Source organism: Candidatus Eisenbacteria bacterium, assembly GCA_026388185.1.
Taxonomy (GTDB): Bacteria; Eisenbacteria; RBG-16-71-46; order JAFGJU01; family JAFGJU01; genus JAPLKG01.
In genome coordinates, this window is record JAPLKG010000002.1 from 141,404 (window position 1) to 166,029 (window position 24,626).

Annotated in this window: 22 protein-coding genes and 1 tRNA gene; 4 read left to right on the forward strand and 19 right to left on the reverse strand. The window is 57.0% G+C overall.

The annotated features are described in order from the left end of the window. Positions 1-47 precede the first annotated feature (47 nt). The 7 genes from scpB to NTX17_00760 all read right to left on the reverse strand — a co-directional run bounded on the left by scpB (position 48) and on the right by NTX17_00760 (position 7,093). Positions 48-626, reverse strand: a complete 579-nt coding sequence (gene scpB / locus NTX17_00730; GenBank protein ID MCX5799904.1) for an SMC-Scp complex subunit ScpB — start codon at positions 624-626, stop codon at positions 48-50. Positions 627-638: 12 nt separating this feature from the next. After that, positions 639-1,457: a segregation/condensation protein A gene (locus tag NTX17_00735; GenBank protein ID MCX5799905.1), complete on the reverse strand. Its 819-nt coding sequence runs from the start codon at positions 1,455-1,457 to the stop codon at positions 639-641. Beyond that, on the reverse strand, positions 1,458-2,444 hold the full coding sequence (trpS, locus tag NTX17_00740; GenBank protein MCX5799906.1) for a tryptophan--tRNA ligase: 987 nt from the start codon (positions 2,442-2,444) through the stop codon (positions 1,458-1,460). A gap of 89 nt (positions 2,445-2,533) precedes the next feature. Continuing rightward, on the reverse strand, positions 2,534-3,208 hold the full coding sequence (locus tag NTX17_00745) for a site-2 protease family protein (GenBank protein MCX5799907.1): 675 nt from the start codon (positions 3,206-3,208) through the stop codon (positions 2,534-2,536). A gap of 12 nt (positions 3,209-3,220) precedes the next feature. Next, positions 3,221-4,243 carry a hypothetical protein gene (locus tag NTX17_00750; protein MCX5799908.1) on the reverse strand — a complete coding sequence of 341 codons (1,023 nt, stop codon included), beginning with the start codon at positions 4,241-4,243 and terminating at the stop codon, positions 3,221-3,223. Beyond that, the gene (locus NTX17_00755; GenBank protein MCX5799909.1) at positions 4,243-5,640 is read right to left on the reverse strand and encodes a pitrilysin family protein; all 1,398 of its coding nucleotides are present in this window, start codon (positions 5,638-5,640) and stop codon (positions 4,243-4,245) included. Before NTX17_00755 ends, NTX17_00750 begins: the two co-directional genes overlap by 1 nt. A gap of 16 nt (positions 5,641-5,656) precedes the next feature. Further along, on the reverse strand, positions 5,657-7,093 hold the full coding sequence (locus NTX17_00760) for a pitrilysin family protein (GenBank protein MCX5799910.1): 1,437 nt from the start codon (positions 7,091-7,093) through the stop codon (positions 5,657-5,659). 292 nt (positions 7,094-7,385) lie between these two features. On the opposite strand from NTX17_00760, the gene NTX17_00765 reads away from it, so the two are divergent. After that, complete coding sequence (locus tag NTX17_00765; GenBank protein ID MCX5799911.1) at positions 7,386-7,976, forward strand: hypothetical protein; 591 nt, start codon at positions 7,386-7,388, stop codon at positions 7,974-7,976. A 41-nt stretch (positions 7,977-8,017) separates the two neighbouring features. Here the strand turns inward: NTX17_00765 and NTX17_00770 are convergent, their stop codons facing one another. From NTX17_00770 to NTX17_00780, 3 genes are all read right to left on the reverse strand, one after another. Next, positions 8,018-9,001, reverse strand: coding sequence for an inorganic phosphate transporter (locus tag NTX17_00770; GenBank protein MCX5799912.1), 984 nt, complete (start codon positions 8,999-9,001; stop codon positions 8,018-8,020). A 3-nt stretch (positions 9,002-9,004) separates the two neighbouring features. After that, on the reverse strand, positions 9,005-9,631 hold the full coding sequence (locus tag NTX17_00775) for a DUF47 family protein (GenBank protein MCX5799913.1): 627 nt from the start codon (positions 9,629-9,631) through the stop codon (positions 9,005-9,007). Between the two features lie 183 nt (positions 9,632-9,814). Next, positions 9,815-9,890: transfer RNA gene (locus NTX17_00780), tRNA-Ala, on the reverse strand. A gap of 285 nt (positions 9,891-10,175) precedes the next feature. Here NTX17_00780 and NTX17_00785 point away from each other — a divergent pair. The 3 genes from NTX17_00785 (at position 10,176) to NTX17_00795 (ending at position 15,613) form a co-directional block, all read left to right on the forward strand. Further along, on the forward strand, positions 10,176-11,690 hold the full coding sequence (locus NTX17_00785) for a pitrilysin family protein (GenBank protein MCX5799914.1): 1,515 nt from the start codon (positions 10,176-10,178) through the stop codon (positions 11,688-11,690). Between the two features lie 70 nt (positions 11,691-11,760). Continuing rightward, on the forward strand, positions 11,761-13,902 hold the full coding sequence (locus NTX17_00790) for a pitrilysin family protein (GenBank protein ID MCX5799915.1): 2,142 nt from the start codon (positions 11,761-11,763) through the stop codon (positions 13,900-13,902). A gap of 124 nt (positions 13,903-14,026) precedes the next feature. Then, on the forward strand, positions 14,027-15,613 hold the full coding sequence (locus NTX17_00795; protein ID MCX5799916.1) for a glycosyltransferase family 39 protein: 1,587 nt from the start codon (positions 14,027-14,029) through the stop codon (positions 15,611-15,613). A gap of 50 nt (positions 15,614-15,663) precedes the next feature. On the opposite strand, the gene NTX17_00800 is transcribed toward NTX17_00795, so the two are convergent. The 9 genes from NTX17_00800 to NTX17_00840 form a co-directional block, all read right to left on the reverse strand. Continuing rightward, positions 15,664-17,589 (reverse strand): oligopeptide transporter, OPT family, encoded by a 1,926-nt coding sequence (locus NTX17_00800; protein MCX5799917.1) that lies wholly within the window; start codon positions 17,587-17,589, stop codon positions 15,664-15,666. Between the two features lie 643 nt (positions 17,590-18,232). After that, positions 18,233-19,132, reverse strand: coding sequence for a type II CAAX endopeptidase family protein (locus NTX17_00805; GenBank protein MCX5799918.1), 900 nt, complete (start codon positions 19,130-19,132; stop codon positions 18,233-18,235). Beyond that, complete coding sequence (locus tag NTX17_00810; protein ID MCX5799919.1) at positions 19,110-19,571, reverse strand: hypothetical protein; 462 nt, start codon at positions 19,569-19,571, stop codon at positions 19,110-19,112. Before NTX17_00810 ends, NTX17_00805 begins: the two co-directional genes overlap by 23 nt. Beyond that, complete coding sequence (locus NTX17_00815; protein MCX5799920.1) at positions 19,568-20,473, reverse strand: hypothetical protein; 906 nt, start codon at positions 20,471-20,473, stop codon at positions 19,568-19,570. Before NTX17_00815 ends, NTX17_00810 begins: the two co-directional genes overlap by 4 nt. 126 nt (positions 20,474-20,599) lie before the next feature. Continuing rightward, positions 20,600-21,235, reverse strand: a complete 636-nt coding sequence (locus tag NTX17_00820; GenBank protein ID MCX5799921.1) for a hypothetical protein — start codon at positions 21,233-21,235, stop codon at positions 20,600-20,602. 4 nt (positions 21,236-21,239) lie between these two features. Next, entirely contained in the window at positions 21,240-22,061 is an 822-nt protein-coding gene (locus NTX17_00825; protein MCX5799922.1) for a hypothetical protein, read from the reverse strand. Positions 22,062-22,112: 51 nt separating this feature from the next. Beyond that, positions 22,113-22,733: a hypothetical protein gene (locus NTX17_00830; protein MCX5799923.1), complete on the reverse strand. Its 621-nt coding sequence runs from the start codon at positions 22,731-22,733 to the stop codon at positions 22,113-22,115. Between the two features lie 122 nt (positions 22,734-22,855). Continuing rightward, positions 22,856-24,043 (reverse strand): hypothetical protein, encoded by a 1,188-nt coding sequence (locus NTX17_00835; protein MCX5799924.1) that lies wholly within the window; start codon positions 24,041-24,043, stop codon positions 22,856-22,858. An 82-nt stretch (positions 24,044-24,125) separates the two neighbouring features. Continuing rightward, positions 24,126-24,626 (reverse strand): glycosyltransferase family 2 protein (locus NTX17_00840; GenBank protein ID MCX5799925.1); only part of this gene is annotated, 501 nt, incomplete at its 5' end.

Here is a 24,626-nt window from a genome sequence, read left to right on the forward strand (position 1 = left end):
CAAGCCTTCCCGGCGAAGTGTTCTCCCCAGGGAAGCAGGCGAGAAATCTATTGAGGCTCCGTGCCTGCATTTTCCTCGGCGCCGGCGGATTCCTTTTCGTCAAGGATCTCCTTGAGCTCGGAGAGTTTCGGAAGTTCATCAAGCTCGTTGAGGCCGAAGTGGAGGAGAAACTGTCTCGTCGTTCCGTAAAGTAACGGCCTTCCCGCTCCGGGCGCCCGCCCCTTTATCGTCACCAGCCCCCGTTCGAGGAGAGTGTGCAGCGTCCCGGTCGAGTCCACCCCCCTTATCTCTTCTATCACGGCTTTAGTCACCGGTTGCTTGTACGCGATTATGGCCGCGGTCTCGAGGGCCGCCCGGGAAAGACGCGTCGAGCGCCTGCTTCTCTTGAGCTTCTCGAGCCAGGGAGAGTATTCTTCCCTCGTGCACACTTGGAATCCCCCGGCGACCTGCATTATCTTGACGGCGTTCGGCTTCGTGTCGTAGTCACGAGAAAGCTCTTCCACGGCCTTGAGGATGCTGTCCTTCGGAACAGACTCAAGAAGCTCTTGCATCTCCTTCACCGCCAGAGGTGAATCGCTAGCAAAAAGCAATGCCTCGATAACCAGTCTCAATTTCTCCTGTTCCACTTTTTCTCCCCTCTAGTGGGGTTCTCCTTCTTCCAACGGTTCTTCTTCTGCCGGCGATTCGCCTTCCTCCAGCGATCTCGTCTCCCCTGCCGGCTCTCCCTCTCCCCGCGCCTCTCCTCCCTCCAATGAATAGATCCAGATGTCACCGAATAGGAGTCGTTGCACCGCGCCGGCGCGACCGGTGCGCACGAGTTCGAGGATGCTTATGAAAGTCCCTATTATCTCGAGGCGCGTCTCACATTGCTCCAGCAATTCAGAGAAGCGCACCCTGCCCTTTGCCTTCAGTAGTTGCGAGATCTCGGCAATTTTCCGGACCACGTCCAGCTTTTCCGTTTCGACTTCATGCACGGGCGCTTCGCTGACCCGTGCGAGCGCCTGTCTCAGGGCGCCCATCAGGTCAAAGAGCGTGGACTCCTCCAGGAGGACCTCGCCATTCTCGGAGGCTATCTCGGAGAATCCTCTCTCAAAGACGTGTCGCCTCTGATCCTCTCGTTCCCTCAGAGTTTGCGCCGCCTCCTTGAATCTCTTGTATTCAAGCAGTCTCCTCACCAATTCCTCGCGAGGGTCTCCCTGTGCTTCTTCCTCCTCGACGGGACTCGCAGGAAGAAGCATCCTCGCCTTGATGCGCATGAGAGTGGCGGCCATCACAAGAAACTCACCCGCAACGTCGAGATCGAGCATCTCCATCAGCTCTATGTACGAGAGGTACTGAAGCGTGATGTGCGCAATCGGGATGTCGTATATGTCGATCTCTTCGATCTTGATGAGATGAAGCAGAAGGTCGAGCGGACCCTCGAATTTCTCAAGCTTTATGTGATACGGTGTCGACATCTAGTCCCACAACTTCATGGCCGTGCGCACGTCGTGCATGGTCTCCCTGGCGATGGCCCGCGCCCTGTCGCTTCCCGCCTCCATTATGTCCTCGATCAAATGACGCTCGGACATGAGACGCGCCCGCCTCTCCCGCAAGGGAGCAAGCACGTCGGCCAGTTTGCGGGCGACGTTCTCCTTGCAGGCCACGCAGCCGAGGCTCCCCGAGCGGCAGTCTTTCTCGATCTCGTCCTTCCGGGCGGCGTTGAAACTCTTCTGATAGGTGAAGATCGCGCAAACGTCCGGATGTCCCTCATCGCCGCGCCTGATCTTCTTGGGGTCGGTCACGGCCGTTCGCACCTTCTTCATGATCGCTTCGGGATCATCCGCGAGGTCGATCGTGTTGCCGACCGACTTGCTCATTCTTTTTCCGTCGAGACCCGGAAGTCTGGCAAAGAACGTGAGCTTTGGCTGCGGCTCCGGAAAGACGTCCCCGTAGAGAGAATTGAAGCGCCTCGCAATCTCCCGGGTCAGCTCCACGTGCGCCACCTGGTCCTCGCCTACCGGCACGAGGTCGGCCTTGTACATCAAGATGTCCGAGGCCTGAAGCACTGGATAGCCGAGCAACCCGTACGACACGTTTGAACCGAGGTGAAGATCCCTGATGACCTCTTTGATCGTGGGGTTTCTCTCGAGACGCGCTTTTGTGACCAGCATGGAAAAAAGCAGGTGAAGCTCCGCGTGCTCCTTCACCTTTGACTGCACAAAAATCACGGCTTTCTCCGGGTCTATTCCGGCGCTGATCCAATCGGCCACCATCTCCATCGTGTCTTCCTTGATTCTATCCGTCTTCTCGTACGCCGTCGTGAGAGCATGCCAATCGGCCACCATGTGAAAACTCTGATACTCGTTCTGGAGTTTGACCCAGTTCTCGAGCGCGCCTACGTAATGCCCCAGATGGAGTCTTCCGGTGGGACGCATCCCACTCAGGATTTTCCCTTTCGCCATCCGTTTCTACACCTCTCTACACGTTGCTTGCGCTCCAGCTGCCCGTCACTTCGGAGCGCGCACACCGTGATTGTTCCTCGCCGTACGCCTCACATTGTCCACATTGTCAAGTATGGACCTGCCACAAGCATAAAGAATCTCTCCAACAACGTCACTGGAACAGACAGAAGTATCGTCCTCAAGGGAGCGAACATGAGCACGCCGATGAGTATCCACATCCCGTAGCCGGAGATCCTTCTGTAATAGAACGCCGCGTTGGGCGGCAGAAGAGCCGCGAGAACGTGCGAACCGTCCAGCGGAGGAATGGGAATGAGGTTGAACACCGCAAGAAGGCAGTTTATATGCATGCCGTAGAGCATCATCCACTTGAGCGCCAACAACGGCTCGGCTCCCCGATCCCATGCCGGGAGGAACCTGGAGGCCAGAGCAAACACAAACGCAAGCGCGAGGTTGGAGAAAGGTCCCGCCAGTGAAACCTCAAGCTCACTTCTGTTTCCCTTCCTGAAGTTGTACGGATTGACGGGAACGGGCTTGGCCCAACCTATGAGCACCGTAGGCTGAAAACCCTGGGCCAGGAGGAAGAAGAACGGAACGATGATGCTCCCGAAAAGATCGATGTGCGGGAGTGGATTGAGCGTGATCCTCCCCGCGTCCTTCGCGGTCCTGTCACCGTTGACCAGCGCGGCGACACCGTGGGCACTCTCGTGCACGACGATTGAAAAGAGAAAGACAGGAAGGCTCAAGATCACGAAGGCTGGCGACACGCTGCTATTCTCCTAGCATATCCTATAATGCTCAAGCATGTTGGCTGCAATGGCGGAGACTCTAAAGATACCGGTGTCGCCGTCCAGAACTCTTCGCCAGCTCACCGGCACTTCGTTCTCCTTTCTGACGTCGCTGTGGGCCACGCAAATCATGGCCGAGAGTTCGATCGAGCCGTTGCTTCCGTTTCGCAAGAGGGCCACCGGTCCCGGCAGTGGAAACGTCGAGAGTATGACGTCCCCGTCCCCCGCGAGGGATTCGAGTCTTCCGTTTTCTTCCTGGTCCCTGCCCACGATGAGTTTTGCAGAGTCATCGAGCCTGAAGTGCCTGCCGATTCTTAGAAGCTCCACGTTCTCCATGGTGAACTCACGGCGTTCTACAAGGTCTCTGACCTTTCTCGCATAAACCGGATCCGTGAGCAGGCAGCCCCCGGCGGGGCACGGATACTCCGTGACGCTCATCGCCTCAGCGAGTCTCATCTGCGGCTTCCTGGACCTCCCGCTGATCGCGAGCAGCTTTGATCTGTCGACCACGCCTTCTTCCTCTGCAAGAATAGGAGGAAAGAGCTGCGCGCTCAAGGGTCTGAGCAGTCGGCCCACCAAGCCGGACTCCTTCTCTATTACGCGCATGGAATCTCGACGCTGGGACATCGGCCGCTCTCCGAGGACTTCGCCGGTAAAAACGAAAGAAGCACCCTCCTCTTCCATGACTTTCCTCGCCTTCGAGAAAATCAGGATGCGACAGTCCACGCAAGGGTTCATGTTCTTGCCGTAACCGTGCCTGGGATTCCTGACGACGGCCAGGTATTCCTCGCCAAGGTATTCGACTCTCAGCTCAACGTCGAGCTTCTCGGAGGCCTTCACCGCCTCGCTGCGACAGCCCCTCTTCGAGCATCGACAGAAGGGCGTCACGAAGTTCAGTGCAATGACTTCTATGCCCTGCTGCACTATTAGACTGACGGCCAGCGTACTGTCCAGTCCCCCGGAAAGAAGGGCGATCGCCTTTCTACTCGTGAGTCTCTCGTGATCCGCCGCCACTATTTCTGCTCCATTCCCTCTGTCGCTCCGCCTTCAGCGGGGCCGGCTTCCGGAAGAATGCTTCCGAGGGCGTAAGAATCAAAATTCGTCTTGGCCGCCTTCAACACCTCGTCTTTCGTGACTTTCCCTATACCGTCTAGATAACGGTCGGCGAAGTCGTATCCCACCCCGATGCACTCGTTCGTAGCGAGGTTGCCGGCCTGGCTTGCGTTCGACTCCATGTTTATGATGTACATCCCTCTCAGGTACTTCTTCGTACTGACAAGCTCGTCGTCCGTTATCCCATCAGCGCGCACCTTGCCCACTTCTTCCAGAACGCCGTCTCTGGCAACTTCGAACTTGTCGGGTTTCGTTCCGATGTACGCTCCGACGAACGCGTCTCGCGAATAGCCTGCGTAGAAGGAGCCCACCTGATACCCGAGCCCCTTCTTGTCCCTGAGCTCCGTGAAGAGCCTCGAATGCATCGAGCCGCCAAGCGCGGAGTCGAGAACCTGCGTGGCCAGATAATTGCTCTGTGAAGGACCGGGTGCCGGATATGCAATGACTATCCACGCCGACGAGCTTTCCTTGCGCGCCAGTTTCGTTCTGGATTCAGTAAGCGTGACCGCTGGCAATTCGACCGTTAGCCTCTTGCCCGCGCTCTTCAGTGTCTTTAGCCTCTTCCCGACCTCCTTTACGAATCTCTTCGAATCGAGATTCCCCACGGCCGCTATGACCATGTTCTCGGGTCTGTAGAAGCGCTCGTAGGCCTCCAGGACTTGCTCCCTTCCCAGCGTTTCCACGGTCTCCTCGTAGCCTTCTCCAGGCTTGTGGAACGGATGGGACCCGTAGAGAACCTCCTGCGCCAGGTCCACGGTGCTCGCGAGCAACTGGTCTTTTCTTTCCCTTATCCTGCGTATCTGGAGATTCTTCTCCTTGTTCACCTCTTCGGCGGGGAACGTCGGATTCAAGATCACGTCGAAGAACACGTCCAGGATTTTCTCCAGGCCTTCGGTCGTGCACGTCAGCTGTATGTATCCCACTTCCTTCGTGTTTCCCGCATTTATTCTCCCGCCCACGGACTCTATCTCGTTCGCTATCTGCTCCGCCGTCCTCGTCTTCGTGCCCTTGAGCAAGGATTGCTGAAGAAGCCTGGAAATTCCGGCCTCCTTGTCGCTTTCGAACTTTGCTCCCATCCCCAGACCCAACTGCACCGCAACGACGTCGTTGGCCTTCGACTCCTTGACAAGAATCGTGACTCCGTTCGCCAGCACCGTCTTAGTGACGCCGGCGGTGAGCTTTGTCCCGCCCGCGGCCTCGACGCCCGCGGTGACGAAAAGACTCGCGGAACATAAAAGGGCAATCACAAGACCTAACAACGCCGACTTCCCGAGCATGCTCATTCCTCCGTTTCTCACTCCGCTTCCTCCGCTCTTACTTCGACTCCTCCACGCCTTCTTCCGGGAGAATCATGGCAAGGGCGTGATGTTTGTCTGAAGTGTATTTCCTGACTATCTCCTGAACGTCAGAGGCTCTGACCGAATCCACCCTCTCTCGATAGTGCAGAAAGTCATCGAGCAGACCTTTTGTGTGCCCTTCGCCCAACATCGAAGCTCGGCCGTCGGTGGTTTCCGTTGAGAAGGCGAAGGACGTCTTGAGGAGAGCCTTGGCCTTCTCAACTTCCTCGGGAGAAGGGCCCGCCGTTGCCAGGGCCTTCAACTCCTCCAGAAGAGCCGCCTTCAGGCTATCTTCTTTGCCCGGCTCAAAGGTTGCGTCAAAACCGAAGACGCCCGCGTTCGTGAGGGGCCAAGACCACGCTGAGACGGAAGTGGCGAGTCGCTTATTCTCGACGAGTGACTGGTAGAGCCGCGAACTCTTGCCCTCGCTCAATATCGCCGCGGTCACTTCGAGCGGAAAGTACTCGCGGGGATTCTTGAGACCCTGCGTGACGAATCCAAGCATCATGTAGCCCTGCTTCACGTCCTTCCGCTCTATGCCCACTTTGTCGGTCGTGAGCTCCTGTACCTCGAAATCGGGGAAAGGACCCTCTCCCTGCTTCATGGGCTCGAAGTATTCGCCGATGGCCTTCGCGATCTCGGCGGTCTTCACGTCCCCCGCCACGACCACGACGATGTTTCCGGTCGTGTATTTCTCCGCCAGATAGTCGAGGAACGCCCGAGAGTCAATCGCGTTCAAAGTCTCGAACGTCCCGAGCACCGGTCTTTCGTACGGAGTGCCGGTTCCGAATTGCTTCTGAAACACGACGAACACGAGACTTGCAGGCGAATCCTCCTTGCGCCTTATCTCGGCCTTCACCACTTCCCTCTCGCGCGCCAGCTCGTCCGCATCGAAAACGGAATTGATCAGGGCGTCCGACAGGACATCGACGCCGACCAGGTAATTCTCGCTCGGCACGGTCACGTAGTAGTGAGTATATTCTATGGAAGTCCCGGCATTGTTGAGGCCGCCGAGTCCTTTCACGATCTTGTCCATCTCCCCGGCCGGGTGCTTCGGAGTTCCTTTGAAGAACATGTGCTCAAAGAAGTGTGAGATACCACCGACGCCTTCTTTCTCACATGCAGACCCGGTGTGACACCAGGCGTCTACGGTCACTATCGGACAAGCGTGCGACTCCTTGATGAGAGCAACGAGACCGTTCGAGTAGGTCACCTTGGTGACCGGCACGAGCGCTCCCGCGGCACCCTTGCCGAGTGTCTCGACGGTGTACGAGACGGCGGCCGGGCAATCGCGGTAAGAGAGCGCCGGCACGCAAGCAGCAAAGACCCAGAGGAACAGGAACACGCGCACAACGCGCACGGCGACGACGAACAAATCATCACATGGTTGCAATTGCTTGCTTCCCAGAGACATCAGATGTCCTCCTCATTCTAAGTTCCGTCGAGAACAACGATTCCATTTGCGTCGCAACGTACAAGGCTTCAATACGCCAAGAGTCTAGGCAGCCAGATACGCTATGTCAATCGTTATCTCACACTTGCGAGAGATGGGAAGAGTGAACCTCGTGAGTGGCGCGCTCACGCGACCTGTCCTCGGGCATCGCTTCCGGAGCTCTCCGGACTAAAGAGGAGCGTGAAAGTTGCCGAACACTAAAGAGGATAGGCATTGAGGAGAAAACAATCCTAGGGACAAGGAGGTGGCTCCCATGAAACACGCACGCTCTGCCGTGCCACCCTTCCTCACGTGTATCCTTTCGCTACTACTGATGCTGCTTCTTTCTCCGAACGTCGGGTTGCCGGCGCCGGAAAGGACGCGCGGGACCCAGGCAACCGCCGTCGCCAATCTCGATACCGCAAACCCCAGCGATTCGAGCGAGACGCGAAACGTGAGCCCGAGATGGTACGAAAGCGTCTTGAAGCAGCAGCAGATCATTGCGGAGCAAGTCGACGATCTGAGAGACAAGCTCAATCAGAATCTCATGACCACGCAGGAGTTTCTGGACGGCGTGAGTTCTCTCTTCGAGAGAACCGACAGGCTGTACTCGCAATGGAAGAAGCTGGGTTACCCCGTGGACGCCAGGACGATCTCTCAGCCGGTCAGCGAGGCCGCGCTTATCGCCAGAAAGGACATGGCGGTCGGCAAGTCGCTAAACTACCTGAGGCTCTCTCTCGTAAACTTCTTCCTGGGCTACGCCGACTCCAACGGCAGTCAGATCGCCGATGCCGAGGGGCAGGTCGCCCTCTCGAAGGCGTGGAGAACCCGCTCGCTCCTGTTCATCAAAGCGCTGGATTCGTAGGAACAACGAGGACCGCAAAGCTGCGTCCCGCCTTCTCGACGTCATCGGCCGGCAAGGGTGTAGGCCAAAGCGGCTATGGCCGCAGAGCACGGAATCGTTAAAAGCCAGGCCCAGACGATTCGCCCGGCCACTCCCCATCGCACCGCGCTCAACCGCTTCAGCGAACCCACTCCCATGATGGCGCCGGTAATCGTGTGTGTGGTGCTCACCGGTATCCCAAACATCGAAGCCGTGAACAACATGATGGCCGCGCCCGACTCGGCGCAGAATCCATCCACGGGTCTGAGTTTGGCCACCTTCTGTCCCATCGTCTTGACTATGCGCCATCCGCCAAACATGGTCCCCAGCGCAATGGCGGCATGGCACGCAATCACGTTCCAGAACGGGATGTGAAACTTGTCGCCGAGCAGTCCCGCGCTGAAGAGAAGACTTGCGATGATGCCCATCGTCTTCTGCGCGTCGTTGCCGCCGTGTCCCAGGCTGTAGAGCGCCGCCGACACCAGTTGTCCCTTTCGGAAAATGTGGTCTACCTTCCGCGGGCTGCTTCGCCGAAATATCCAGTAGACGGCAGTGCCCAGCCCGAGCCCGAAAACCAATCCCGCAATCGGGGAGACGAATATGAATATCACGGTCTTCAAGATGCCGCGCAGTACGAGCGCACCGGGCCCAGCCTTCACCAACGCGGCGCCCATCATTCCGCCGATGAGCGCGTGCGAGGAACTCGTGGGCAGGCCGAAATACCACGTGATGAGATTCCAACCGCAGGCGCCCACGAGCGCGCCGAATATGATGCGCTGGTCCACGATGGATATGTCGATGATTCCCTTGCCCATCGTGTTGGCGACGTGCAGCCCGAGGAAGAGGAAGGCGACAAAATTGAAAAAGGCGGCCCAGACGACCGCGTAGCGCGGCGAGAGCACACGCGTCGAAACGACGGTGGCGATGGAATTGGCGGAATCGTGAAAGCCGTTCAGAAAATCGAAGGTAAGCGCGAGCCCTATCAGCAAGACAATGCTTAACGTCATAGGTCAGGCTTGTTTCACGAGTATGGACTGCACCACGTGGACAACGTCCTCGCAGATATCGAGGACCGTTTCTGAATCCTCGTAGATTTCTTTCCACTTGATCACGAAGATGGGGTCCTTTTCAGTCTCGAAGAGCTCTTCGAGCACGGTATCCCTCATCGCGTCGCCGACGTTTTCAAGCCTGTTGACCTCGACGCAGGCTTCCGAGACGGACTTGTGGTGTTTGAGATTACGCAATCCCTTGACCGCGCAGGACACGGAGCGGACCGAGTCGCATATCACCTCGGCAAACTCCACGAGATGCTTGTTGACGCCCGCGAGCTTGTAAACCGCGAGGCGATTCACAATCGTGTAGATCATGTCGATGACGTCGTCCAACTCCTTCGCCAAGGCGTGAATGTCCTCTCGGTCGAACGGCGTGATAAAGGTCTTGTTCAACTGCTCAAGAATGGCGTGCGTGACCTCGTCCGCCTGACGCTCAATCTCATGCATGCTCTGGACCGCCTCTTGATTCGCCGTTCCAGTCGAAGTGATCTCTTTGAGGAGGGCGCCGGCAGCCACGGCATAATCCGCTTGCTTGTCGAAGAGGTCAAAGAAATTGGAAGATTTAGGCAAGAATGCTAGAACCATATGGGTCACCTCTTACCCTTGTTCGTCCCTTCCGTTGCGGGCTTCCCGCGTCCCGGGACGAAACAGCCGAAAGCAGACACGAATCAACTGTTGCCAGCGAACGCTCGGCCAGAACGTAACATCATAGAAGCGCGAAAGGCAAATGGCAAGAGAATACGACGGGCATCTTTTGAGGCTGCGATTTGGTGGAGCTGACGGGGATCGAACCCGTGACCCCTTGACTGCCAGTCAAGTACTCTCCCAACTGAGCTACAGCCCCACCCGAGGATGGTCGTGCATGATTGTCTGCTGCATATTCTAGTGTGAAAGCTCGTGCGCGTCAACGCTTAAAGAGAGAGCGCAAGCTCCGGAAAGCAGCGTGGGCAGCAAAGAAACTCTTGACGGCGCCCGGTCGAAGTGGATATTGTTATTGAGTTTTGGTCGGGTGCGGGGGCCGACAAGGCTTCTCGACCGACCACATGACGAGGCGAAGCCCGTGCTGCTCTTGCCCTCCGAGACACTCGGGGGGTCATTGCAGTTGCCCTTTCCCAAAAGGAGGAGTCTCATGGTTTGCTCGAAGCGAAAGCTCTATTCCCTTCTCACCGTTCTTGTCGTGGTTGCCCTGACAGCCCTGGCCACCTCCCTCACGGCAGCGACGTACAAGGACTTAGAGAAGAACGTCGTGGAGAAGGTCCTGCCGAACGGCATAAAGGTCATCATATTGCCCAGATCCGTGGCTCCGGTGATCTCCATGGTGACGTACGCCGACGTCGGTTCCGTCAACGAGATCACGGGAATTACCGGGATGGCCCACATTTTTGAGCACATAGCATTCAAGGGCACCGAGAAAATAGGCACAAAAGACTACGCAAAGGAAAATGAAGCCCTGAAGAAGGTGGACGCTGCCTTTCTCGCCGTCAAAGCCGAGAGAGACAAGAGTCGTTTTGGCTCGACCGAAAAACTGAAGGAACTCGAGGAAGCTTTCAACAAGGCCCAGGAAGAGGCGGAACAGTATGTAATACCCAACCAGGTCGGTGAGATAGTGGAGAAATCCGGCGGGGTTGGCCTGAATGCTTTCACGTCGCTCGATCAGACGGTCTACCACTACTCCCTCCCTTCCAACAAGCTCGAGCTCTGGGCAGCACTTGAGGCCGACAGGTTCTCCCATCCAGTGCTGAGAGAATTCTACAAGGAGACGTCCGTCATCAGAGAAGAGAGAAGGATGGCGTTCGAGAGTTCGCCGTCAGGCAAGATATTCGAGGAGCTCTTTGCAGCAGCGTACAAGGCGCATCCGTATCACGTGCTCGTCATAGGCCACATGTCCGACCTCGAGTCGATCACCCGGCCCGAAGCCATGGATTGGTTCAGCAGGTACTACTGCGGCAGCAACCTGACCATGTGCGTCGTGGGCGACATAGACCCCGCGACCGCGATGCCCATTCTCGAAAAGTATCTCTCGCAGATCCCCGCCGGGACCAAACCAACTCCCGTCGAGACCGTTGAGCCGCCTCAGAGAGGAATCAAGAGGGTCGCCATTGAAGACAAGGCCCAACCTCTGTTGGCCATCGCCTACCACAAGCCGGAGAGAGCGAACCCGGACAACGCGGCGTTCGAGGTCATCACCACCATTCTGGGACAGGGCAGAACTTCCAGACTTTACAAGAGGTTGGTGAAAGAGGAGAAGCTCGCTCTTGTCACGGCCTGCGAGACGATGGGAGACAAGTATCCGGGCCTGCTCATAGTGTTCGCTCTTCCCAACAAGGACAAGACAACCGCAGAGAATGAAACGGCGATCATGGAGGAGATCGATCGCCTCAGGAAAGAGCCCGTGCCCGCAGACGAGCTCAAGTCAGTCAAAGCCAGGAAGAGATCGGAATTCGTAAACTCCATGGACAGCAACATGGGTCTTGCCATGAATCTCACAGAGTTCGACAACCTGAACGGTTCCTGGCGAGAGATGTTCAAGAGGCTCGATCTGATAGACAAGGTGACCGCCGAGGACGTACAGCGAGTGGCAAGAGAATACTTGTCGCTCAAGAATGCCACCGTCGCCCAAATAGTGAAGCCGGAGAGCGAATAGATCGCTCCCACTGCGAACCGGGATACTTCGCTCGTCGTTCGTTGATGTCGTTTGTCGAAAGGAGTTGGCTATGTCACAGAGAATGAAGGTGCTGAGCGTGGCGGGCGCCGTCCTGCTTGTCGCTTTCCTGTCAAATCTCGTGGCGGCCGCAGAGCCCGCCGATTTGACCCAACTGCAGTACCCGAGATTGCACGAAATAAAGATACCGAAGGTCGAGAGACTGACGCTGAAGAACGGGATGACGCTCATGCTCGTGGAAAATCACGAGCTTCCAATCGTCCACCTGAATGCTCTTGTGAAAGCGGGGACCGTCTACGAGTCCCAGGGACGCGCCGGACTCTCCGAGCTTTTCAGCGAGGTTTGGAGGACGGGGGGCACGACTTTCAAGACCGGCGATGAGCTCGACGAGATGCTCGAATCCGTTGGGGCATCGGTCGAGGGCTTAGTCGACAAAACGTCTGCAAAACTGGAGGCAAACTGCCTGGTTGAGAACACTGACGCCGTGCTCAACATCTTTGCCGAGATTCTGATGCATCCCGCTTTCAGGCAGGACAAGATCGACCTTGCCAAGACGCACATGAACAGCGGCATTGCCAGGCGCAACGACGAGCCGATGAGCATATTGATCCGTGAGTACTTCAAGCTTCTCTACGGGGCCACGTCCCCTTACGCAAGACAATACGAGTACGCGGACGTAGAAAAGCTCTCGAGGAACGACCTCGTCGAATTCCACTCGCATTACTTCCATCCCAACGCGGTTATTCTCGGCGTCTGGGGTGACTTCAAGGCATCGGACATGAAGAAGAAAATAGAGAGGGCCTTTGCGACCTGGAATTCGGCCAAGATCGACTATCCCTCTGTTCAAAAGGTGGATCTCACCTGCAAGCCCTCGGTCAACTACATCCAGAAGACGGACATAGAGCAGAGCTTCGTCCTGCTCGGCCACATGTGCATGAGACTGGACGACCCGGACTATCCCGCCTTCTACATCATGTGCGAGATCCTCGGAAGCGGATGGTCGTCCAGGATATTTACCAAGGTGAGAACGGAAAAGGGGCTGGCGTACGCCGCCGGCGGTGGTCTCATGGCGGACTATGACCACCCCGGACCGTTCTATGCATTCGCATCCACGAAATTCGCCTCGACTCACGAGGCCCTTGCCACAATGATGGACGAAGTAAAGAAAATCACCGAGTCCGAGGTCACCGACCGGGAACTCCAGACCGCCAAGGACGCCTATCTCAACTCCTTCGCGTTTCAGTTCGACTCTGTTGGAAAGATCGTGGGACGCCTCATGACGTACGAATACTATGGCTATCCGCAGGATTTCCTCCAGAAGACCAGGGCCGCCATCGAGAAGCTCACGAAGCAAGATGTCTTGAGAGTCGCCAAGGCGCGCCTCTATCCGGACAAGCTGACCATCCTGGCCGTGGGCGACGCCTCGAGGTTCGACAAACCTCTTTCTTCGTTCGGCGCGGTCAGCACAATTGACATAACGATCCCACAGCTGAAGGAAGAGCTTCCGAAGCCCACCGAAGCCTCCGCCAACAGGGCTCAGGAGATAATGACAAAGGCACTGGCCGCGACCGGAGGGGCCGAGAGAGTTCTCTCAGTAGAGTCCATTCGTACCGTCTTCAAGGCCACGATGTCCACCCCCGGCGGTGACATCGGCATGGACATGGATCTCACAATGGTCTATCCGGACAGGTTGCGCCTGGACATGCAAACCCCGATGGGAGCCATCGTTCAGGTCCTCGACAAGGACAAGGGATGGATGAGGACGCCTCAAGGCATGGTAGAGCTTCAGGGCAGCCAAGTCGCCGAGCTCAAGAAGCAGATTCAGTTTGAGACCATCACTTTGTTCAAGGCCTTCGTGGGCGGGCACCTCGACGTTCAGTACGTTGGAGAGAGCGATCTCGACGGCCGCAAGGTCCTCGATATCCTCATCACTCTTGGAGAGGGAGCGACGCAGCACCTCTACGTGGATGCCAATGACTACACCATTGTCGGCAGCATGAAGAGAGGAAACACGATGGAAGGACCCGCGGAATTGACCGAGACCTACTCCGATTTCAGGGACGTCGATGGGTTGAAGGTGAACTTCGCCTCCGTCCAAAAGGCTGGAACAAAACCGGTGTCCTCCACCGTCGTGTCGGAAGTGAAAGTGAACCCGAAAGTGGACTTCGCAATCTTTGCCAAGCCGCAGAAATAGGCTTGTGAGGTCTGCCACCTGAAGAGAAGTGTCCGGTGAGGCGCCGGCGAGTGGTCCGGCGCCTCTCTTCTTGGCTGGAACAGCGAGCCCACTCCCCTCCTGTCAGTTCTTAGAGAGGCTCACGATGACCAAGACGAAGAGCCATTCCGCAAAGAGACGCGATCAGGAGAGAGGACGTCGTTTCTCCAAGAGACATCCCAGGACGGCGGAGCTCTTGAGGGACGCGCTCTGCTTCGGCACGATTGCCGCGGCGACGCTACTCGTCTACCACAGGGCGACGCACTATTTCTTCGCACAGGATGACTTCACGAGCCTCTGGATTGCCGGAGAGGCGCCGAAGACCTTCTGGAGAATTCTCTCAAGCTTCGTCTACTTCCGCGCCGCAGGCTCGCTATTCGGCCTCAATCCAGTCGCCTTTCACGTGGCCTCTCTCTTGCTGCACATGGCAAACGGTGCTCTCGTCTTTCTTCTCGCCAGAGCGTTCTCCGCCGGCAGAATGGCCTCGCTGGTGGCGGCAATACTGTTCGTCGTGCACCCGGCGCTCTATTTTCCGATCTATGCAATCTCGTCGATAGGAGAGATTCTCAGTTGCCTCTTTGTCTTGTCGGCATCGCTCTACCTGCTGAGGGCCAGGAAACCCGAGGCCCCGGCCGCGATTCCCATTGTTTGCATTCTTTTTGCCGCCTCGCTACTTTCAAAGGAAACGACCATCGCCTTTCCTGTGCTTGCCATCTTCATTTTTGCCGCGAGGGGGGTAAGAATCAGGAGGGCGCTCCCTGTTCTCCTGGCCCTGGCACTGGTGGCCGTGGTCTACGGAGCCCTATTCTACTTCGCCGACGTCTTCGGGATAAAGCAAGTCGTCTCCAACGCCTTCGGGACGAAGGAAGCCCCTTCGCCGGGAGGGGCAGCGTATGCAACATCCCTGGGACCTGAGTTGCTCACCTGCCTTCAGACGTACTTCAAGTGGACCTTCAACGTTTTTGAGGGGTGGCGCCACTTTCAATTCAACGTTCTCGACAAACGCGCGCTTGTTTGGCTACTTCTCGGCGTCGTCTTGTTCCTGCTCCTGCTTGGTCGGCGCGGCGCACACAGAGTGAAAAGTGCGTACGGCGTATCCTGGTTCCTTCTCATGCTGCTTCCCGTGATCCCCCTCACGAACCACCCCTATCACTACTACCTTTACGTCCCTCTCGCCGGTCTGTGTCCGGCAGTCGGGGTAGTGCTTGCCCGGTGGCTCAGGAAGAGTTCAGGCGAGACTCTTGCCTCGGTGTGCATAATTGTGTTTTTCGTCGTGAATTCCGCGCTCTTGATGTCAAAGACCGAAAGCGCCACCGTCTCGAACAGCGACAGGAGAAAGGATTCCGTCTTCGACCGGGCAATTGTGGCAGGGAATCTCATCGGCGACCTGCGAGACGTCGAACTCTCCCGGGGAACGAAGCTCGTTCTGATAAGTCCCCTCAGGGAGATAACGAAGGGAAGAATGGCGGAGAATCGCTGGCTTGTCATGGGAGGTTCCTACTGGGACACGAACTTGCGTTCTGCCGTGGCCGAGGGACTTGGTGTGAGGCTATTCTTTCCCCAGGTGGACACCGTGGCCTTCGCAGAGGAGCTGACCCCCGAGTACAACGGGTTTCTCGCCTTTGGCTACTTGTGGAACGGTCACTTGAGGCCTCTCTCGCCCCAAGAGACATCCCCTCGGCCAGGCCCTTAGAGAGAGGACACCCGGTCGAGAGCTATCCTCTCTTGTCTTGACGGAAGCCTCTAGGCCGTCTTGCCGCGCTCCCTCATCGCTATCCAAAAAAGAGCAGCCATCGAGCCCGCGAACAGAATCAGTGAGAGCAGATTACTATCGATGAGCGTCCTCGGGAGCTTCAATTTGAGGAATATCAGGAGAGCCACAATCACGCCCGTTATGGACTCGCCCGCGATCAACCCGGAGCTGAAGAGAACGCCGTTGTGAAGTGCCCGCTTCTGCTCGCCCTCTCCCCTCTTTCTCAGCAGCCTAAACACAACGAGATTCAGAAGGCCGCCGAAGAGGATCGGTACGGAAAGGCTGAAGGGAAGGTAGATGCCCACCGCCACCGGCATCACGTATGTTCTGAAGGGCGAGTTCGCCTTCTTGAGGAAGGCGTCAACGATCACCAGGAGGAGGCCGATGCCCGCGCCTATCGAGACCATCGTCCACGGGAGTGATTGGCCGCTGAACATGGTCTTCGTGATGCTGGCGAAGAGAGTCGCCTGAGGCGCGCGCAACGCAGGCACACCCTCTCTCACGGCGACGCCGATTCCGTGAGCCGAGTGAAGGACCGTCAGAATCGGAGCGATTATGAACGCGGGCAAGATGACACCTATGATTTCACCCACCTGCTGCTTCCACGGCGTGGCGCCCACCAAGTAGCCTGTCTTCAGATCCTGGGAGATGTCGCCGGCAGTGCACGTAGCGCAGCACACGACTCCGGCCACGCCCAACGCCCCCACAATACCGCCCGCCCCACGCATTCCCAAAAGGAGAAGCATTCCGGTTGCAAAGAGAACCGTGCATATCGCCATTCCGGAAACAGGATTGTTCGAGCTTCCGACCAGACCGACGATGTAGCTCGAAACGGCCACGAAGAAGAAGCCTGCAACAACCATGGCTATGCCCGCTACAACGGCGATACTCCCGCTGCCGGTCAACTGACCGTACAGAAAGAAGGTGGGGACAATGGCAGCGAGAGCTATGCTGACAAGTAGTTTGCTCTTCATGTCCTGTTCCGTGCGGAGGAGGAGCTCAGATGAACCCGAACCCGAGTAGCCCAGGACGGTGTGTCGGAGTCCGCTCATTATCCCATGCCTTACTTCGATGATCGATGTGATTCCACCCACAACCATGGCGCCAACGCCCATGTATCTTATCTGGCTCTCCCACAGACTATTCAGACCCTCGAGGAGATCTCCACCGCCTGTGCCTTGGTGAGCCACGAGAATTGGAATGCCTGCTACCCACGCAATGGCGCCGCCCAAGAAAACCAGCGCAGAGACATTCGGCCCGATTATGAAACCCACGCCTAGAAGGGCGACCGACATGTCGCAACCGGCGTAGAACGCTGTCTGACCCACACTCCAGGCGGCCTGCACGGTTCCCTTTATGACGGAATACGCCGAGACCAGGAACTTGAAGACGACGCTCAGACCTATCGCAGAGAAAACGTACAAGACCCCTGAGCCCTTCGTCTCTCCCACTTCCAGCACCTCGGCGCAGGCGACACCCTCGGGATAAGGAAGCCCGCTCCGCTCGACTATGAGAGGCCTTCGTAGCGGTATCATGAAGACCACGCCGAGAACGCCTCCGAACATCGCAATCAGCGTCACCGGCCAGAACTTGAAATTCGTCCACACACCCGCTATCACGAGGGCCGGAATGGTGAAGATCGCCCCCGCAGCCAGCGACTCCCCTGCCGAAGCGATGGTCTGCACCATGTTGTTTTCGAGAATCGTTCCCCTCTTCATTATTCCCTTGAGTATTCCCATGGAGATCACCGCAGCCGGGATACTCGCAGAAACAGTCATTCCAGCGTAGAGACCCAGATACACGTTTGCCGCCGTCATGATGAGGCCCAGTGCCAGGCCCAGCACCACGGCCTGAACTGTGAACTCGGGGATTCTCCTCTCTGCCGAAACGAAGGGACGAAACTGCTCCGTACTCATTCGGTCTCCTTTTTAGTCGTGCGCGTCGTCCGCGGAAATTACCATCATGGACCCGTAGTGGTCAAGCAATAAACCGGGACACTACTTCACGACCAGTGCTACAATTTGGTTGAGAGGAAACACCACCATGGGAAGAAGTGACGGACCTGTTTTCCGCCGTCGAGGAGTCGCCGTTACGGAGCGTTAGAACGGTGCGCCTTCACCCCGGAAGGTCGCCGGTGCCCGGCGCATTCTCGTTTTGATAGCGGTCCAATTGCAACCTGCATCCCTGCGCGAAGTCCCTTTCCCCCATCCTGCTTCGTCCCCATCCCACAGTCTTCTCGCGCACACCGCCCCCAAAAAAAGGTTCCCCACCGTAATGCCGTGTGCCTGGTAAAGATAAACTGCATCTTCAGATTCTGGGGGATCAGCCCTCCACCGGGACAAGCACGGGCACAGCAGGGAACCCAATTGCTCTCGTTTTTCTATAGATAGTTAAGAGCAATTGGCATGCCACGACGCGGTGAAGCGTCGAGCGAAACTGGCCCTCCGGTGGCTTCTTGGCAACGATCCTAATCTCTTGACATTCAGTAGATTGCGGGAGGATCTTTGAGCGTTGCAGGAAAGTAGCCGAGACACAGGACAGGAAGACGGCGACCCCTCGTCACAAGGAGTCGGAGTGTTGCGAGTTATTCCCCACCCGTGTGGGAGATTCCCCCAAAACCGGCAGCGGCGCGCCGGCCGGTTCCTCTCTCTCGGTGGAGCGAACGAACCCCGCGATTGAGACCAGAAAAACGACCGCCATAAGAACAACGAAGCTGAGGGGCAGTGAAATCTCCTTTCCACCTTCGATGCCGAAGAGGTTACCCCCCGCGACGCTGGTCGCGTTCGTTATGGCGTGAGCGATCATTCCGTAGTAGATGCTGTGCCCCCTCGACACGAGAAATCCGAAGAGTCCCCCTAAGAACAGTATTGGAAAAAACCGCCACGGGTCGTGGAGGAAGGCAAAGAGCAAAGACGTGAGCAATATTCCTCGCCATCGACCGTATCGCTTTTCCAGCGAACCCTGAAGCAGGCCTCTAAAGAGAAGCTCCTCAGCCACGGCCGCGGCGATCACAACGCCACTTGCCACTATCACAAATTGTGAGAGACTTCGCACACGCGTTATCTCGATGAGAAAGTCCTGAATCCAAACGGGCATCGGAAAGAACTTCTCTATTAGACCCGCCACGTTGTACTGAAGAATGATAAAACTGAAAGAAGCCCCGACGGAGAAAACCAGAGGGAGCGGACGAACGGGCAAGAGTCTAAGAAAGGATCGTGCCGACCCCGTCATCCACCGTGTAAGGACCAGCACAGGAAGAATGCCTCCCACGACGAACGCCGGCACGAGGGCGTAGGAAACCCCGAGAAGGAAAGAGAAAAGCACCGCGAGAACCTGAAGCAGGACGAAACATTCAAGAACTATGGCCAGCGCAAAAAGCGGCCGCAGGAGAAGTTCGGTCGTCTCCTCGTCGGGGCGAACAGAGTCCGCCATCGATTCATGCTTCTCGCCGGATTCCATCTCTCAAAGTCCTCGTTTTCCCCCGGAGGATCGCTATTGCCGCAACGATCATCGCCCAGGAAATCACAACGGGTACGATGACGGGAGCCACCCACGGGACGGGGATGAGGAACAAAACGTCCGCGCTAAGGAGGGACGGCGGCCACGCAATGAGCGCGTACAGCCACACGTAGTAGAAGATGTCCCAGATTCCAAAGCACCAGAGGAAATAGGCGAGCCGATCCCACCAGCCCTTTCTTGCCGAAAGAAGCGCCACGGAACAGAGCATCACGATTGTCGCAGCTTCCCTCCAAATCTCAGTTGCATAGTAGAACCGCGGGAAGGACGTGAGAGAGACCGAGAATCCCTCGGGGTAGAAGAGCGCGCGCAAGTAGACCACCACGGCGGACTCCACGAACGCCATCCCCACGGAGAAGAGAGCCAAGAAAAAGAGCCTCATACTGAGAACCTCACCTGGCCAACAACACCCTTCGCACCCTCTCTGTCCTGTCTCTTTGCTAGAGAGAGCGCGCCGGCCGATTCCTCTTCGTGGCGTGAGAGTCGTCCCTCTACGAGTGAAAGCCCGAAGCTCGTCTCGACTCCCCTCTTGAGCTCACGCCCCACGATCTCAAGGCAGGGCACACTCGGGAGGAGGTCCGACAGACAGACGCTCCTCTCCCTCAACATGGACGCGCTCATACCTGACGCCCTCTCTCCCACGACCTCTACTATCCGAATGTGAGCGGCACCGGTCATCGTCGAGCCGTGGGAGAAAAAGGCCTCCCTCGTGAACTTGTGCGCACAACCCGCGAGCTTACGTCCTCCGACCGTCACCTCGTTTTCCGTTCCCGAACTGAAGCAAAGCGACGACCTGGCGACCCCGGAGGACCGGATGCCGTTCGGGGTGGCCCGACCCTCGACCGGCGAGCCCCGAGAAGATCGGACGCCGTTTGCGCCCCTCGGCTCCGCGGCCGGTGAAAGCGAGGCCTCCACACCGAGCGACCTCAGAGCCTCGCACAGAGCCGTACCCGTGAGCCTCGCAAACTGCCTGGGCCATTTTAGCGCCGGCAACGCCTCCTTCCTGAGGACAAGACAGTAGGTGACCTCTTCCCAATGCAGGACCGCGCCACCGCCCGTAATCCTTTTCACCAAGTCTATGCCGAGCTCTCTGCACCTTACCGGGTCAACGAGATCAATCGACTGAGCGTAGCCCAGTGAAACGGCAGGAGGCGCCCACCCATACACTCGCAACGCTCCGTCAATCACTCCCCTCTCACATTCCCCCAGCAACACTTCGTCCACGGCCATGTTCGTGAACCCGTCAATAGCGCCCGACAGTATGTATCTAAGCCGCGGCGTCATCACGGAACCTCACCTCTCGGGTGTGACCGTTACGCGGCGCGACCGGTCCCACACCGGCAGGAACCACGAACGAACACTGACACCGAGTGTTTTGAAGCGGAGTCTTGAACGGTGAGCAGAAAGCGATCAGTGCACAAACTGGATGCCGAACGAGGCCGGCCAGTCCATCAGCAAGAAAAGCAGTCTTCCCACGAGAAGAGAGATTCTGGCCATGACCGTGAAGCCGTAGGAAGCTCCAAACGATACCATGAGAAACCATATTCCTAATCTGGCAGAGGCACCCAGAACTCCTTTGTGTTCCTTCGAGAAAAAGAAATAGACGAGACTCACCAGCAGCCCCAAAACGATTATGCAATTACTGAACGTGTCGATCAGTGAGTGCGCGTGCAACGGAAGCATGTTTGCTTGAATCTGCGCCACGAGGTCCCCCTGGGCAAAGCCAATGATCGCGAGCCCGGAGAACGTGCCCACCATGAGCCCGATGGCCCACCTGCTCAGCCAATTGAAGCGATTCGTAAACCTGGAGAACATCAGCACGCCGAGAATGAAGGGAATTATGAGCACGTACTGGCCGGCCGTGAGAGGTCTCCAGAGGTTGGGAAGAAAAACATTTTGATACTCTATGGCAACCACGTATCCGGCCGCTATGCCGACGAAAACGTGCTCGGCGAACTTGTAAAAAGGATTGTCCTTGTACAGAAAGGTGAAGACCGCGATAGTGAGCACAGCCGCCATCGTAGTTAGAACAGGGAGTGGAAGCAAACCGCTACCTCCTCGTTAGTCTTCCCGTCTTCTTGAGGTAAAGATACATGACGTTGCCGAGCACAATGAATACGATGATGGCAAGGTGCCCCAGTGATTGAGCATCCATTCCCCTGGTGGCAGTGCCGGGGACACCCACAAGCTTCTCATATTCGGCGGCTCCAGCAAGCCCGCCCAACAGACCCACCAGCTGACCCGACTGATAGTACGGGTAGTACTCGGGCGCACTCACGGCCGTGCAACCGGCAGCGAGCGTTATATGATATCTCGACTGGACCTGCTGCACCCACTCTTTCGTGCCCGGATAACCGGCAGAAATGTTCACTATCATGTCGAGGTCGTTCAGGCTGCGCACACCCCTCATCACGGGTAACTGACCCACCGGGGTTCCGTAGAAATCCGCCGGGAAGGTCGCGGGAATGTCCCTTCCGAGGCTCACCATCACCACTTCGCGACCCTCTTTGTAGCCGAGGTTCACAAAATCAACGCCGTACTTCTTCCCGAATTTCTGCACGGCCACCTTGTTGAAAGCGTCCTCGAGCAGCGGCGGCCCGCCGGGCCAGAGACACGCACCGACCACCTTGACGTCGTGGGAAAAGAGGTGATAGAGAATGGCCATTGTCATTGGATGTAGCTCGGGCATCGAGCCGGGGTCGTAGTCGCAGGCAAAATATATCTTGGAGCCCGGAGGAATCTTATCAATCGCCTCGTAGGCGCCACTCACTTCTTTGCTCACCCTAATAGGCAGCCCCAGCGGCATAAGCAGAGGAAACAAGACTATTAGGAAAATGACCAAGAATATGTATCTTCTGTCAAATCTTTCCATCTATCGCCGCGATCCTCCGGTTCTACGACTCCTCACAGCAATGCACTCCCGCTACTCGCCGCCGAGATAGTTTCGTTCAATGCCCAGAATTATCTTTAGACCAGTCGATATTGCACCAAGCGCAGCCCCTATCATGATCGCCCGCTTGGCGGCCATTTGCGGCACGTTCATGATCCAGTCGGAAACGACCGGGAGCTTGTCCCACATGAGCGTTCCCACGGGTACCCTTCCCAGCATGACGATTATTGCGGCTATCGCGAGCAGTGCCGCCTCGAAACTCCTCAGGCGGAATGCCCTGAACGCGGCAGACGCTATGAAAAACGCGAGCAACGAGAACATCGTCCCCTGCATGGGGGAATATGCGTAGAGGTAGAAATCGTTGAACAAGGTCCGTTCGCCCACGCCCCACACCACGCCGACGGTCAGCATGAAGACCAGACCCGCGAGCAAAGGAAACTGATAGAACCAATCTCTCGAGCGTCTCGATATCTTCTGCCCGCTGATGCGAGCGATGTTCGCGACTCCGAGCACGTACGCGAACGCGACCACTATGATCGCCCACTGCTGGAGCGTTTCCCCAATGCTCGACACCAGGGGATGGGGGACGAAAAAGTCTATGACCATGAAGCATCCGAAAATGGCGGTGATTATCAACGGAACTTCGCGTTTCAACTTTCTACCTCTTCCATCACTCTTTCCGGCGACTGAGTCTCATCGCGCGGTCACAACCCACACGGTCCGGAGACTCGATTCGATCTGTGTGCCTATAACGTTCCCGATTTCGCGGTCCCCTCTCACTGAGCCGTAAACCACCGAGTGAAACTCGTCACGCCGAATGTCTCCAGGAGGGCTCCCGTGACCAACGCCAGCATGAGGAGAATTTTCATCCAATCCGAACCCTTGAGCGTTCCCACCAGCTTGGGATCTCCGGAAAGATAGGCAGTCGCGGCAAAGAACTCTTCGCCTATGAGCGTGTAGTCGCACGCGACCACGAAGAACGGAAGCTGATGTATGTTGGCCGTGCCGGCGATCTGGATGGCGCCCGTACTGAAGCCGGTCTCGGCCAGAATGAGCGATTCCGCAAAGAAAGAACCCAGGAACAGGTTGGCCGCCGGCTTCTCTCTCATCATTATGCCGTCCACGCCGGCCGTGAATGCGAATTGCTCGTCGGAAAGATAACGGATGTTGTTGGGATTGTAAGCCTCGGGATGTCCGGCGTCCAGATAGCCCTGCTTTACGGTCTCCTCGGCCAGGGGGACGACGAACGCTCTGCACACCGGCACGATGAGAGGAGTCCCGTACCTTGCCACGAGCTTTGCCACGTTGCCCAAAATCACCATGCTGTAAATCGTCTGGATGTTGTTGACGTCGTCGATTCCCGGCACGTAGAGAACGGGTTTACCCATCTCGGTGGCTCTTCCGACGGCCTCCTCAATTGCATCCAAACCGGCAATCTTTCTCACGAAAAGCGAGGCTCCCCTGCTTGCCCTTCTAATATAGATAAAGATCAAGATGAAAAACACGACAATCACGATGAGGATGTTGGCTCTGGCTGGATCAAACCAGTTGGATCTCGCGGACACGGGTCCCGTGAGGGCCGCGGCAGAATAGGCAAGGCCGTCGGTGAGTCTCACCCTGTAGAAATAGTTTCTGTTGTTTTCGACTCTATGATCCTGGCCCGAATCTGCGTCCACGTACGCCGTCGTTCCGGCGGGCACGCTGCCGACGAGCGAAAAGCCGGTGTCGCGACTTACCGAGCGAAAAATCTCGTACGTTATCTTGGTTCTTTGAGCTCCTTGTTGGACGTCGGAGGGCGAGCGCTCCCAGGTGAGCGTGATGCTTCCGCCTCCGTCTCCGCGCGTGTCGCGAGAGACCAACCCCGATGGAGGTTCGAACCCATCACCCAAAGCACCCGGCGCCAAGCCGAGGCTCGAGAAGAAAAACGTGGCAGTGATAATGAGAAGGTGTCTAGACTTGTTCACTATCCTTACCAGACTAACCCCTTAGACGCAACTTGAGCAACCGGAAGGATAGCAGACTCAGGAAGGACGTGTCAATACTCCGCTAATCCGTGTTTTCTCTCTTGGTCTTTCCCCAGTCTCTCTTACCGAGCAGGAAGTCAAACGTCGCCTTGACTCTGAAGAGGAGTGTAAGCTGGCGATAGCCGAAGTTCTCAAACATGGCAAGCGACATCAGGCGAGCAAAGTCGCCCCACTCCCTGTAGAGACCGAAGCTTGCCTCCTCCAGAAGCACGGCCAGCGTGGAAAGGAGCGTGCCTGCGGCCACTGCCAGAAGAAGAAACGTTATCAGGTAGGCAGTCGAGAGGATTCCAAGAAAATAAGCGAGAGGAATGAGGAAATATCCGATGAGCTCGACCAGAGGCCCGAGCATCTCGAAGAAGAAATAATACGGCATACCCACGACGCCGACGCTTCCGTACCTCGGATTGAAGAGCATCCCCATGTTGCGGGTGAGAGATTGAATGAGACCCCTGTGCCACCTGTTCCTCTGGCGGGAAAGATTGCCCACGGAAACAGGGACTTCCGTCCAGCATATCGGGTCGGG